Source organism: Marinimicrobium locisalis, from assembly GCF_039822625.1.
Classification (GTDB): domain Bacteria; phylum Pseudomonadota; class Gammaproteobacteria; order Pseudomonadales; family Cellvibrionaceae; genus Marinimicrobium; species Marinimicrobium locisalis.
In genome coordinates this window covers 1-13,914 of the sequence record NZ_JBDLLG010000015.1, presented here as the reverse complement: position 1 = coordinate 13,914, position 13,914 = coordinate 1, and the positions used below count along the sequence as shown (strand labels likewise).

General features: G+C 59.6%; 9 protein-coding genes. All 9 read left to right on the top strand.

Translation table 11 applies throughout. The features are described 5' to 3' along the window. Nucleotides 1-16 precede the first annotated feature (16 nt). The 9 genes from AAE514_RS10770 (at nt 17) to AAE514_RS10730 (ending at nt 13,526) form a co-directional block, all read left to right on the top strand. Complete coding sequence (locus AAE514_RS10770; protein ID WP_347331545.1) at nt 17-316, top strand: DUF2218 domain-containing protein; 300 nt, start codon at nt 17-19, stop codon at nt 314-316. Then, the gene (locus tag AAE514_RS10765; protein WP_347331544.1) at nt 313-1,662 is read left to right on the top strand and encodes an MATE family efflux transporter; all 1,350 of its coding nucleotides are present in this window, start codon (nt 313-315) and stop codon (nt 1,660-1,662) included. The genes AAE514_RS10770 and AAE514_RS10765 overlap by 4 nt, the downstream gene beginning before the upstream one ends. Before the next feature lie 108 nt (nt 1,663-1,770). Further along, nucleotides 1,771-3,606: an IucA/IucC family protein gene (locus AAE514_RS10760; protein ID WP_347331543.1), complete on the top strand. Its 1,836-nt coding sequence runs from the start codon at nt 1,771-1,773 to the stop codon at nt 3,604-3,606. After that, nucleotides 3,599-5,440: an IucA/IucC family protein gene (locus tag AAE514_RS10755; RefSeq protein WP_347331542.1), complete on the top strand. Its 1,842-nt coding sequence runs from the start codon at nt 3,599-3,601 to the stop codon at nt 5,438-5,440. The genes AAE514_RS10760 and AAE514_RS10755 overlap by 8 nt, the downstream gene beginning before the upstream one ends. Continuing rightward, nucleotides 5,421-6,689, top strand: a complete 1,269-nt coding sequence (locus AAE514_RS10750) for an AMP-binding protein (RefSeq protein ID WP_347331541.1) — start codon at nt 5,421-5,423, stop codon at nt 6,687-6,689. The genes AAE514_RS10755 and AAE514_RS10750 overlap by 20 nt, the downstream gene beginning before the upstream one ends. A 1-nt stretch (nt 6,690) precedes the next feature. Next, a complete protein-coding gene (locus AAE514_RS10745; RefSeq protein ID WP_347331540.1) occupies nt 6,691-7,965 on the top strand; it encodes a DUF6005 family protein in 1,275 nt (424 codons plus the stop codon). After that, nucleotides 7,962-8,795, top strand: a complete 834-nt coding sequence (locus tag AAE514_RS10740; protein ID WP_347331539.1) for a sugar phosphate isomerase/epimerase family protein — start codon at nt 7,962-7,964, stop codon at nt 8,793-8,795. The genes AAE514_RS10745 and AAE514_RS10740 overlap by 4 nt, the downstream gene beginning before the upstream one ends. 324 nt (nt 8,796-9,119) lie before the next feature. Then, the gene (locus AAE514_RS10735; RefSeq protein ID WP_347331538.1) at nt 9,120-13,151 is read left to right on the top strand and encodes an RHS repeat-associated core domain-containing protein; all 4,032 of its coding nucleotides are present in this window, start codon (nt 9,120-9,122) and stop codon (nt 13,149-13,151) included. 6 nt (nt 13,152-13,157) lie between these two features. Beyond that, nucleotides 13,158-13,526: a hypothetical protein gene (locus tag AAE514_RS10730; RefSeq protein WP_347331537.1), complete on the top strand. Its 369-nt coding sequence runs from the start codon at nt 13,158-13,160 to the stop codon at nt 13,524-13,526. The last annotated feature ends 388 nt before the right edge of the window (nt 13,527-13,914 follow it).

The window sequence follows — 13,914 nt, the reverse complement described above, 5'->3', positions numbered from 1 at the left end:
TCTCAAGGAGCTTGTTTTGAATACCGACATTCTGACGTCCCGGGCACAGGTGCCGCTCGACTCGCCCGCCCGAACGCTGCATCGCCTGTGCAAACACTTCAGCCATAAAGTCAGTGCGCGCTGGGATGAAGCCCGGGGCGAGGTGGACTTCGGTATCGGTCAGTGTGAATTGCGGGCCGAAGGCCCTCTGCTTCACTGCCTCTGCCGTTCGCAGGCGCCTGTCGATCTGCGCGATATTGAAGACACCATTGAGCGCCACCTCGGCCCCATGAGCGGTCAAGCAAAGAACCCGCCCGCGGTTCGCTGGGAGCGGTGACTCGCTCTCCCAACGCGGCGGTGGAGGCGCCCGCTCTACCCACCTTTCTTCGCTATGTCGGGGCCTCGGTGACGGGGCTGCTGGCATTGACCGGTGCGGCACTGGTCGATGGCATCATGGTGGGGAAGTGGTTGGGGGCCGATGCGCTGGCCGCCGTGAACCTGTTGATTCCCCTCTGGACGTTGCTCTTTGGCCTGGTGCTAATGCTGGCCATTGGGGGCAGCGTGGTGGCGGGGCGGTACCTGGGCGCCCGCCGTCGGCGCGCGGCCAGCCGGGTGTTCTCCGGTTGCCTTTGGGGGGCGGGGGTTGGCGGGCTCGCGCTGAGCCTGCTCGCTACGGTATGGCATGAGCCGATCCTGCAACTGCTGGCCGTGCCGGAGAGTCTGCGCCCGCTGATTCAACCCTACTTCCACATTGTGCTGCTCGGCCTGGCGCCCCAGTATCTGGCGGTGGTGCTCTACTATTTCTTGCGCACGGGCGGGCAGCCCCAGCGGGCCAGCCGAGCGCTGGTGGCCGGGGCGATGGTCAATATCATTCTGGATGTCTGGCTCTTGGCGGTGTTGCGCTGGGATATTCGCGCCGCCGCCCTCGCCACCGTGGCCGCCCAGCTGACTCAGTGCCTGCTGTTGCTCTACCTCTTCCGGCGTTCATCCACGCCGCTTCAATGGACGCGGGTTCGGCCCAGCCTCCGGCGGTTGCGACAGTTCTGCGGCAACGGCCTGTCCGAATTCGTTAACGAAGTCTCCGCCGGGCTGGTGTTGTTGGTCATTCATTGGTTGTTGAGTCGCCAATACGGTATTGCCGGAGTCGCCGGTTTTGCCCTGATTCACTACGGGCTGTTGCTCAACATTATGCTGGCCTTTGCCATTGCCGAAGTGGTGCACGTGCTTGTTAGCCAGAATCGCGGCGCGGGGCAGTGGCACAGAGCGCATCGCTTTTTCCGCTTCGGGATGGTGATGGCGTTGAGTTCGGGCATCGTGCTTTGGGGTGCCATTCAATGGGGGAGCGAGCCTTTAAGCCGGTGGTTCTTTGCCGACGCCCAAGCCGCGGTAGCGCAGTACGCGCAAGCGTTCTGGGCGGTCATTGGCTTGGTGTTCTGGCTGACCGGTGCCAACTTGGTGTTGTCGGCTTGGTTCACCGGGTTGCAGCAGCCCGGACGCTCGGCCTTGATTGCGCTGTCTCGCAGCCTTTTGCTGCCGCTGCTGTTTTTGATGTTGCTGAGCGTCCAGCCGGGGGTCTCTTTTCTGTGGTCGTTGCCGCTGGCGGAAGCGTTTACTCTCGTTCTGGCGTTGGGCATGAAGGTGCGTCAATCTTCAACCGGGCGCCTGGAGTTGGCTGCTAAATGATTGTTGTGCCAAAAAGTGTAACAATCGTAAAACTAAATGACATTGAGAACCATTCTCATATAATCGGTCACACATCCTCCTCACAGGAATCGTTACGAGGAACTTTCTATGGCCGATTTCGCTCGACATCTCGCTGAGTACACCACGTTTCAGGCGTTTGTAAATTGTTACTTGCGCGAAGTGGACCCCGGGCAGTGGCTTTGTTCGGACGCGCCCCAAACCCGAGCGCTCTTACCCCAGACCTTGCTTACGGGGAAGTCTCTACTGCAACTGCATTTGCCTCGCCAGGACGCCACTCTCTGGTTCTTGGTCAGCTACCGTTCGCTGGCCGGTCGCCATCGCATTGAAGCGGTGTTTTGTCGGCACTCGGGCGGATACCCAAGCGCGCAGCTAAAGCAGGAAGGGTTCTGGAGTACCTTGCTGTTGTTGGTCAAAGAGCTGTTCCATGAGCGGGGAGGGCACGCCGGCGCGGGCTTGAAACATCGCCAGCTGGAGTTGACCCACCGGCTGACCGACAGCCTGCAAAACACCATCCGCTACCTGGAAGCGCGTTGGCAAACGCCGTACCAGGAGCCGGACCACTTCAACAGCGCCGAGCAGAGCTTGCTGCTCGGCCACTGGCTGCACCCCACGCCCAAAAGCCGGCAAGGCATTCTCGACTGGCAGCACGAAATGGTGACGCCGGAGCTGCAGGGGCAGTTTCAGCTTCACTACTTTGCCGCCCACCGGGACCGGGTGGAGCAGCAGTCGCTGCTGGGATCGGAAGCGGAAGTCCTGCTGCGCGAGGCGCTTCAGATTAGCGACCATTCGGTGGGGGTGGAGCCTCACGAAGTGTTGATTCCCGTGCATCCGCTACAGGCCCACTGGCTGATGGCCAGGCCCCATATAAAAGCCTGGTTGAAGGCGGGGGAGCTGCGTTATCTGGGGCCGCTCGGTCATAGTTTTTCCGCCACCTCCTCGGTTCGCACGGTCTACCACCGGGATGCGCCCTGGATGTACAAAGTGTCGCTGCCGGTGAAAATCACTAACTCGCTTCGCCAAAATAAGGTGCACGAGCTGCGCGCGGGCGTCTTGATGGCGGGCTTGATGCAGCGCTTGCGCTTTTCCGAGCGTTTTCCCCGCTTTCAGGTCATCAGTGATCCGGCCTATTTGACTCTTCGCCACCCCGACGGGCTGGAAAGTGGCTTCGAAACCGTGCTTCGCGACAACCCCTTTGACGGGGAGTCCGGCCGGCACGTGTACTGCCTGGCGGCGCTGCTGCAGGATGTATGGCATCCAGAGCAAGAGCGCTCGGTATTGTCCGAGCTTTTGCACCAGCAGGCCGCGGAGGAAAAACGGCCGGTGCGGGCTGTGGGCGAGGATTGGTTCGAGGCCTATTGGCAATGCGCCGTTGAACCTTGCCTAGTGTTGTTCGATCACCACGGCATTGCGCTTGAGGCGCATCAGCAAAACAGTTTGTTGAAGCTCAACGAAGGTGGCTACCCGGAGACGTACTACTATCGGGACAATCAAGGTTTTTACCTGGACGAGCAACAGCGGGAGAAACTGCTGAAGTGGCAGCCGCTACTGAGCCCGGACAGCGAACTGTTTTACCCCTCCGCCAGCATTATGGACCGCTTTGGTTACTATCTGCTGGTGAACCAAGTGTTTGCGGTCATCTACCGTCTTGGCGCGGACGGCATCCTCACTGAGGATGCCTTGCTCGAGCGCTTGCGGCACCGGTTGGATAGCCTGCGGCTGACGCTCTCCGGCAGCGGCCGGGCATTGATCGAGCGCTGGCTGACCCAAACCCAGCTACCGGCGAAGGCCAACCTGCTGACTCGCGTGGAAGACATTGATGAGCTGGAGGCCGAGCTGGAACTGGCTGCCTATACCACCATCGACAATCCGCTTTGTTCCGCTAGCCAGGCCGCCGCGGCGCTCAAGGAGGCGGCTTATGTCTGAAGCACTGACCGCCCCCACCTCAGAGGCCGAACCGGGCCTGCCGGCGCAGGGCGAAACGCCGGCTGAGCGCGTACTTCGCCAGGCCCTGGAAGCGGCATTGTTCGAAGGCCTGGTCGATTACGTTCTGGTACCCGTGGAAAAGGGGCTGTGGGACACGCTGTACTTCAGCTTGGGCCGGCAGGACTACCGCTGCGCCGGCCGGGTGCGTGAGTTCGGAAGGGTGCGTTTACATATCGCCGCGCTGTCCCGGGTTCACTCGGTGCCCTCCGTGATCCTCCCCGAAGAGGTGTTGTCGCGGTTGCTGGACGCCTTGCCGGGAGAGGAACAAACTCGCCGGCGTTTTGAACGCGAACTGACTCAAACCCGCCACTGGTGCGAGTGGAACGAGCGGCATCTGCCGCCGCTGCGCGATCGCCGTGCTCTGTCATTGCCCGAATTGGAAATGGCCATGCGTGAAGGCCACCCTTACCACCCTTGTTTTAAAGCCCGGGTCGGGTTCAGTGAACGGGATCATCAGCGCTATAGCCCCGAGTCGGGGTCGCCCTTGCGCCCTCATTGGATTGCCCTGCCGCGCGAGCAAGTGGTGGCCGCTGGTTTGGCCTCCGATCAGGAGCGTTTTTGGCGTCGCGAGCTCGGTGAAGCGGGCTATCAAAACCTTCGAGAAAGAGCCCGGGTTCGCGGGCTTGATCCGGAGTCAGTTACCTTTGTGCCCGTCCACCCCTGGCAGTGGCAAAAGTATTTGGCGGCGCGGTGTCAGAAAGCAGCGCTTAAGGCGGTGGACTTGGGGCAACCGGGCGATGAGTACTGGGTCAGTCAGTCGGTGCGCACGCTGATGAATCGCACCCACCCCAAAAAAGCCGACCTTAAATTACCGCTGAGCATCGTTAGCACCTCCGCACCGCGTCACCTGCTCAGTCACGGAATTGAATCCGGCCCCCGCTTATCTCTATGGATCGCGGAGACTGTTGAGCGTGACCACTTTTTCCAACGCTATCCGCTGGTCATCTTGCGAGAGTACGCGGGGTTGCGAGTGAAAGAGGCCGGAGCGTTCGCGGACGGTGATCCGGAAATTTGCGAATTCGGCGCCCTGTGGCGCGAGAGCTTGGCCGCCCATCAAAAAACCACCGAAACTGCCGCGCCGCTGATGGCGTTGGCCTTGATCGAGCCCGACGGCCGGCCCTTTATCGACCCTTGGGTGCGGCGCTACGGCCTGGAAACCTGGTTGGGGCAACTGTTCCAGACCTTGATTCTTCCGGTGTGGCATTTGGTCGCCCGGCACGGCATCGGTTTGGAAGCGCACGGCCAGAATACTGTTTTGCTTCATGAGAACGGTTGGCCCACGCGCCTGGCGGCCCGGGATTTTCACGAGAGTGTGGAATACGTTGAAGCGTTTCTCGCCGAGCCTGAAAGGGCCCCCGCCTTTTCTCGCGAGCCGCGCTACGCCCACGCCCAACCCAACGAGTACTACTGGATGACCTCGGTGGAGGCGTTACGGGAACTGGTGATGGACACGCTTTTTGTGTTTCACCTCTCCGAGCTCGCCCTCGTGTGTGAAGAGCATTACCGGTTGCCCGAAGGGCGATTCTGGTCGCTGGTGGGGGAGTGTCTCGAGGGTTACCGCCACGCCGGGCACTGTCGTTCGGACCGGCTCGACGCGCTGGGTTACCAGTCCCCCATGATTCAGGTGGAGTCCCTGCTGCGAAAGAAACTCTGCCCCGAAGAGAGTGAGTACCACCACCGGGTTTTCAATCCTTTTAGACACTCTCATCAACAACATTTTTCTTCCCAACACTTTTATGGAAAAGAGGTGCCTCATGCTGTTCTACCTCGATGATCACGCTTATGCACAACGCGACCTGGAGGCTCGCTGGCAAGCCTTGAGCTCCCAGCCCGAACTGGCTGCGGCCCGCCGCATTGCGGTCTGTACGCACGATCGGTTCGAATGGCTGGCAATCGCGCTTTACGCCCGGCGCCATGGCCTGTCGGTTGCGCCTCTGCACTCGGATACGCCCCAAACGTCGGCGCTGGCGAAAGCCCGTCAGCTTGAGTGCGACACGCTGGTCTGGCAGAGCGCGAGCAACGTTCACCCGCTTGAGCCGACACAAGCCCCCTCCGGTACGCTGATTCAGTTCAGCTCCGGCACCACCGGCGAGCCTAAGCGCATTGAGCGAACCTGGTCGGAAATCGCCACAGAGATTGAACACTACAACCGCGCGTTGGACCTTTCCCCGGAAGTGGTGCCCGTGGTGGCCTGCTCCGTCACCCACTCCTACGGTTTGATTTGCGGGGTCATGGCTACCATGGAGCGCGGTGCCGTGCCGCACATTGTGACCGGCTGGAACCCGAAGCATTTGCTCAGAACCTTGCGCCAGTATTCCAAGCCGATGCTCTACAGTTCGCCGTCGTTTATCAAAACGTTATTGATGTTGTGGCCGGGTGACCAGCCGCTGTACGGCGTGATGACCTCCGGCAGCGTTATGCCGCGCGCCTGGTTCGAGACGCTGACCAAGAAAACCATCAATGTCTGGCAGCAGTACGGTTGCTCCGAGGCCGGTTGCGTTGCCATCGCCCGGCAGCCGGCGGAGGCGGACGTTATGGGCTCCGCCCTCGGCCACTGTGAATTGCAGGCCGGGGACGACCCGAACGCGCCGCAAGAGGTGGTGATTCAGGTGGGCGGGCGAGCCGTCCACACCGGTGATGCCGGCTACCTGGACGCTTCCGGCGCGCTGCACTTCTGCGGCCGCCTGGACGATACCATTATTTCCGCCGGGCTGAATGTGTACCCACAGGAAGTCGAAGAGGCGCTAATGGCCCACTCGGGCATTCAGGATGTCGTGGTCTTTAAGCTGCCGGATGCTCTGGCCGGCGAACGGGTCGCGGCGGTGTACACGGGCGATGCTTCCTTGACCGATCGGGATCTGCGCTCATTCTACCGCGAACGCTTGGCCACCTATCAGTGGCCTACTTGGGTTCGCCACCTGGAGCAAATTCCGCGCATGCCCAATGGCAAAGTCAGTCGCCGCGAACTGGCTTCGCGCTTTGCGGTGGAAGGCAGAAATGAACCGCGTCAGGGAGTGGCTTGATATGACGGCCGTTGTAAAAAGTAAGTTTGTGGACCAAGTGCGCCAGTTACTGGAGGTTCATCTACCCCGCCTGCCACTTGATGCGTTGGCGCCCGAGGCGCACCTGACGTTCGACCTGGGGATGGACTCGGTGGAACTGATGCAGCTGTTGGTGTTGCTGGAAACCGAAGCCGGCTACGCCATTCCCGAGCACGCCCTGGACCCCGAGCAGCTGCAAACGCTCGCCGATCTGGAGCGGCTAATGGCCTGCGCTCCGGAACCGGAAGATACCGTGGGCGAGCCCGAGCTCGATGTGAAAGTCCACTGTGTGGTCAGTTGCTTGTGCCACCCCGTCAAGCGGGCCGGGTTCGATCATCGTCCCTTTTATTTTGGTGTGTGGGATGCCGAAGTCTTTGTGGATGAGCGGGCGCGCTTGCGGTATCACGCAGACGATGTCGATCACGGCTTTTTCTTTTCATGGTTCGAGCGGCTTTACGGAACAACGGTGACCCCGTGGTACGACCACAGCCTGAGTAAGGCCCGAAATATTGAGAACCTCGAAGCACTCATGAGCGGCCGAGCCGAGTGGGAGTACCTGATGGTAATGCTCGACCTGTACCGCCTGCCCGAACGGGAAAACCGATTCAAGCTAAACCCCTTTCCGCATTACGTACTTCTGGAAGACAGCGTGCGAAAGGACCAGGTCTGGATGTGGGACCCGGACTTCCGCTGGGAGGGAACGCTGGATCGCCGCCGGGTGATGCACGCGGTGGAGTCGCCCGCCGTCGCCGGGGGCTACACCCTCAATGTGCGCCACCTCCACGAACCCAACCCCGAGGCCGTGGCGGCCTATTTCGAGGTGTGCTTTCAGCCCACCACCAACGGTTTGACCCAAGCGGTGGAGCAGATTATTCAGCAGCACCTGCCCGGAGAGGGAGTACGGGAGCCTTCGGCCCTGGGCGCCGCGCTGGCGGAGCTGCCCGTTTTGGCGATTCGCAAATACGCCTACGAACATGGGCTGGCCTATTTCTGGCGGGCGCTCGGGCGTTCCGCCGATGAGTTTGAACAGTGGTGTGATGTGATTGAAGCACTGGTTAAAGGTTATGAGCAATTGTTGTATCAGGCCAACAAATGGGCCATGACGCAAAAAGCCGAGGACCTGGCCGCGCTGGCCAACGCCGTGGCCTGGCAAAACGAGCGGGAACACCGCATTAAGCGCGCTCTGTTTCTGGCCTACAACGAATGGCGTCAGCGCTATTTAGCCTCAAGCCCAGTACCGGAGGTGGCCAACCTATGATGCATTTGTCTTTGTGTACCATCAGCTTTCGTCATCACTTGGTCTCTTTGCCGGAGCTGGCGACCTTCGCCGCTCGCTCCGGCCTGGATGGCATTGAACTGTGGGCCGCCCACGCCCGCAGCCTGCGCTCCCAACCGGCACTCAGTGGCCGCTGGCTGGATGCCATGAACCTCGATGTATCCATGCTCAGTGATTACTTGCCCTTTACGGGCCCGGCCCGAAAAGGCGAAGAAAAGTTGGGCGAGCTGTGTGAAATGGCCGAGCACTGGAATACCACCAAGCTGAGAATCTTCGCCGGGAAAAAAGCCAGCGCCGACAACACCGAACTGGAGGTTCAGTCCCTGGTCTCGCGCCTGCGGGACTACTGCCAGCAGGCCCAGGAATCGGGCCGCGAGCTGTTAATCGAAACCCATCCGCACACTCAGGCCGATACCATCGCCTCCACGCTGGAGTTGCTAAGCGCGGTGGATCACCCCGCCCTGAAAATCAACCTGGATGTGCTCCATATTTGGGAGGCCCGCGAGGACCCCATCAAGGCCTGGCACCTGCTCTCGCCTCATGTTCATCATTTGCATTTTAAAAACATCAGCCAGCGAGAGCACTTACCGGTGTTCGCTCCGGAGAACGTCTATTCCGCCGCGGGCAGTCGCGAGGGAATGGTGCCTTTGTTTAACGGCGCCTACGACTTTGCCGACTTTATCGAAATGCTGCCCCGCGACCGGGTTCACAGCGCCTCACTGGAATGGTTCGGCCACGACCCCTGTGGCGTAATCGCCGAAGACAGCCAGCAAATCCGACGCGTCAGAGCGGGCCGTCTATGCGAAGCCTAACGCACCACTGCTCAACCGAATCAATCTATCCGTAGGTTAGGTAAGGGCGTGAGCCCGCCACCTGACAAATGGATACAATCTTTCGTGCAGGTTCAGGCCTGTCAGATGTCGAGCTCAAAACGAAGCACCACCTGACAGCCAAACCTTGCGGGTCGTTTTGTTGTGAACCACCTCACAAAACCCATATTTTTTGCTTGTTGGCGCGCAAGTCTACCTACAAACTGAAAAGGACTCGATAGACTTCACTCCGTTGAGTGATTTCGCGCCGCCGTGGCGCCGAATCACTTGGAGATTGACGGACGCCAAGGACAGTCATACGGACCTATGAAACATATTCTTCGCCTCCCCAAGACCGGGCAGCAATACACACTCGTTAGCACCCGGCGCAAGCCTTCCCAAGCCGCCACCCAGCCGCCGTTGCAACTGAGCGAGCCACAGCAGCAGTCGCTGTTGGCCGAGGTGGACGTCATGCCCCCCAGCAACTGGGCCCAGTTGTGGGAGGCGGTCAAACCCCCGGGCAAGCCCCCCTTGGCGGACGCCACCCGCGTCAAAGCGGCCCTGGCCGAGCTGTTGAAGGCCAACCAACTACGCTGGCAGTCCCACAACCCCACCTCGGAACTGAAAAAGGCCAAGGGCACGCGGGGTAGCCAGCCCATTCAGGGAAAGCTTGAGAAAGCCGCTTATGGTGGCACCCACACCGGCCAGTCGCTGGACTCCGCCTCCCCGGATACGGGCGAGGTGGGCGGAGACGAGGCCGCCCCCGTCGGGAAAGCCCCGGCAAAAGACGGCAGCCCGCCGGCCAAGGAATGCGCCACCGAAGGTGAACCCATCAGCATGGTCTCCGGGGAGGAGCTGCTTCAACTGACCGACGGCCGCCTGCCGGGCCCCATGCCCCTGGAGTGGACCCGCACCTACCGCAGCTCCCACGCTCGGGATATCGGCCTGGGGGCGGGTTGGACGCATACCTGTAGCGAAACCCTCACCCTCGAAGATGAACAGGTCCTCTACCGGGATGCCGAGGGCCGGGATATCGCCCTGCCGCTACCGGAGGTCAAACACAGCAGCCGCCACTGGTCCGAAGGGCTGCGACTCGAACGCCAATCCGAGAATGCCTTTCTCCTGCACCAGGAAGGCCAGTGGACCAAACGGTTTGCCTCCCGCGGCGCCATCGGAGACACGCTGTTACTGGTCCAGCTCCAACACCCCGCCTACCGCCCTGAAAAAACCGTGCTGGGCGAACGGGAGCCCGAGCGGGGCTACGCCATCAACCTGCACTACAGCGCCGGCGGCTGGCTGCAGCGCCTGGAAAGCAACTGGGGCAAACGCCTGGAACTGCGCCGGGACCAACACCACCGCCTTACCCAGCTGGCGCTGGTGGATGGCCCCAGCGACCGGGAAAAAGTCCTCGCCGAATATGACTACAGCCCGGAAGGCGACCTGATTACCCACCGCAACGCGGCGGGGGCCGAAGAGCGCTATCAGTACACCAACCACCTGATTCGCGAGCGTCAGCTCAAAACCGGCTTTCGCTTCTTCTTCGAGTGGGACGGTGACGCCCCCGGCGCGCGCTGCACCCGCCAGTGGGGCGAGCGGGGCATTTACGACTATCGCTTCGAGTGGGACCCGGACAACAAGCGCAGCCGGGCCACCGACAGCCGTGGTTACACCCGCGAATACCGGTACAACGACTACGGTCAGGTCCTCACGGAAACCGACCCCGAAGGCGGTCGCCACCAGTACGCCTATGACCAGGGTCGTAAAACCGCTTACACCGACCCGGAAGGTCACACCACCCGTTACTTTTACGACGAAGACAAACGCCCCGCGGGCCTGGAAGACGCTCTGGGTCAACGGCTCAGCCTCGGGTACTTCAACCAGCGCCCCACGCGCTTTAAAGATAAAAACGGCCACCTCTGGACCCGCCGCTATGACCGCCGGGGCCTGCTCACCGAACTGACCGACCCCTTCGGCCTGAGCACCCACTACCGCTACAACCGCATGGGGCTGTTGAACGAGGTTCGCGACCCCTCGGGTAACCGAACCCAGTACCAATGGTCCCCCGCGGGCGAGCTACTCAGCGTGACCGACCCGGACGGCCACCAGCGGCGCCTGCACCACAACGAATGGGGCCAACTCATTCAGGTGGACATCCGCCTGAAGGGCCGCATCAAGGCCGGCTCCATCCGCTTTGCCTACACCGAGACCGGGCAGCTGAGCCAAGTCGTTACCGCCAGTGGCGATACCCACACCTACCAATACAACGACAACGACCAGCTGACCCGCTACAGTGACCCGCGCGGGCGCGTGACCGAATTCAAGTACGACGGCCTGAGCCAAGTCATCGAGCGCATCGACCCCGAAGGCCATCGCCTACGGTACGAATACGACAACGAGCGCAACCTTACCGCCCTGATCAACGAAAACGGCGAAAAATACCAATTCTTCTACGACGGCAACGAACGCCTGATCAAGGAAATCGGCTTCGACGGTCGGGTGCAACACTACCAATACAACGCCGCCGGCCACCTGATCCAGCACCTGGACGCCGGCGAAGTGCTCACCCAGTTCGAGCGCGACGCCCTGGGCCAACTGCGCACGCAAAGCCGCCGCCGCATAGGCGTGAACGAGATTGAAGAGCACACCCGCTTTGCCTACGACCCGGCCGGCCAGCTCACCGAAGCCTATAACGAACACCAGTACCTCAAGTTCGATTACAACCCCTACGGCAAAGTCACCCGCGAGCACCAGTGCGACCTGAACGCCCAGCGCGAGCGGCTGCTCTCCACCGCCCAGGAGATCGACTACCGCTACATCTGGCCGGGCCTGCGCAGCGGCATGACCCTCCCCGGCGGGGATGTGATCGACTACCGCTTCGACCAGCAACTGCGCTGGACCGGTGCCACATTCAACAAGGCGACCCTCGCGGACATCGACCGCGACCCCCTGGGCCGGGAACAGGCCCGCCACCAGGGCGGGCTGACCACCTACAGCGACTACGACCCCGCCGGCCGCCTGCTGCGCCAACACAGCGAGCGGCGCGACCACAAACACCCGGGCCCGATTCAGCGCGAATACGACTACGACGCCTTCGGCAACCTTAGCCAACTGACCGACGGCCCTGACCAGCAGCGTTTTGTCTACGACCTGCTGGACCGGCTCAAGCGAGTGGAAGGCACCTTCGAAGAACGCTTCCACTTCGATCCGGCCGGCAATCTGCTGGGCAAACACGGCAAGGCCGACGGCAACCGACTCACCCTACAAGGCGACCGCAAGTTCCGCTACGACGCCCGCGGCAACCTGATCGAAGAGCGCCGGGGCAAAGGCGGCAAGCTCCTCACAAAATACCACTACAACCTGGCCAACCAGCTGGTCAAAGTGGAACGGGACGGCCAAAGCACCGAATACCGCTACGACCCCCTGGGCCGGCGCATCGCCAAACGCGCTGGCGAGCAGGAAACCCGCTTCCTCTGGGCTGCCGACCAAATGGTGCGCGAAAGCTCGGGCGAGCAAACCAAAACCTACATTTACGAACCCGAAAGCTTCCGCCCCCTGGCCCTGGTCCAGAACGGCGAGATTTACCACTACCACCTCGACCACCTGGGCACCCCGAGGGAGCTGACCAGCGAAACCGGCGACCTCGTCTGGAAAGCCCGCTACAAAACCTACGGCAACGCCGCCATCCAGGCCGTGGACGAGGTGGACAACCCCATCCGCTTCCAGGGCCAATACTTTGATGAAGAAACCGGGCTACACTACAACCGGCACCGGTACTACAATCCAGAAACGGGGCAGTTTACGACGCAGGACCCGATAGGGTTGTTGGGGGGCATTAACAACTATCAGTATGCGCCGAATCCCACTGGGTGGGTGGATCCGTTGGGGTTGACATGTAAGGAAAGGAAATACACCAATCTGAAAGAAATGGAGCCAGAATACCGCGCTGAAGAGTTAGGATTCGCAAAAGCGTGGGATGGTTTAGGTGTAGAGGTGGAATACTTAGAGAGTGAAGAGGAGCGTGCGCCTTTTAAAATTTTCGTCAAAGACGGCCTGATAGTTGATGCATACGGGAAGCCATTGGATACGGGGGGTGGCCCGTATATATTTGTTATGGATCCACAGGGACGTATTTTTGCCGGAGCACCAAGGATATTTGAATTTCATCACTCCTCATTTTTAGGTGGTGGTGATGTTGCATCTGCCGGTGAAATGGAAGTTGCGTCTGGCTATTTGTTGCGAAATAACTCTGAAAGCGGGCACTATAAGCCAACTGAAGCGCACAATGACCAGTTTGTTCGGGAAATGAAGGAAAGGGGAGTTGATGCAGAGCAGACAAGAGAATATAGAGATAAGGATTAGGTGGACATGTCAAACTTTGAAGCACTCAAATCAATTGGGGCAGAAGTAAAGCGAGATAAAAATAACCAGCTTATCATTGGGTTTACTTCACAAAAAATTACTAATGAGCAGCTTAACTTGCTAAGCGGCGTAAACGAGGATTGTCTTCTAGCATTTTATAGTTGTGACTTCTCGAGTTGCGATTTATGTCTTTTAAAGACATCTAGCTTTAGAAAAATTGCCGTAATATATTGCCGATTTGATAATGATCAACTGTGCGATATATGTGAAATACCAAGCTTGAATTGGTTAAAGATTTTCGATACAAAAGTAACGAATGAAGCCGTAGAAAAAATTCTCATGAAAAAAAATAACTTACAGATTAAGTTGAATTAAAAAACACGTGGTGTAGCGCACCTTTTTGCCATCATACTTTTTGCCAAATTATTCATCATACGATGTGTTAAAAATGCACAGGTTTAGCGAGCGGAGGTCGTACGCATTTTAGTGCTTGCCAAGTTGCCGTCGCGCTTCGTACCGAATTGCTGTCGAATGCGCTGTGGGTAAGTTGTTTTGAAGAATTTTAGATGTAAAAAAGGGCTAATCATACGGCTAGAATTTGAGGGGGACCTCTATTTTCTACCGCAATACCGGATGACGGGCATCCATTGTTTGAGATTTACTTTGCGGTAAGCGTTCATTCTACAGCGTTCTACCTAGTCTGAATATCGCGCGATAGCATGGCCTCTCATTCATTGAGGAGGCAGATTATGACCACTACCTA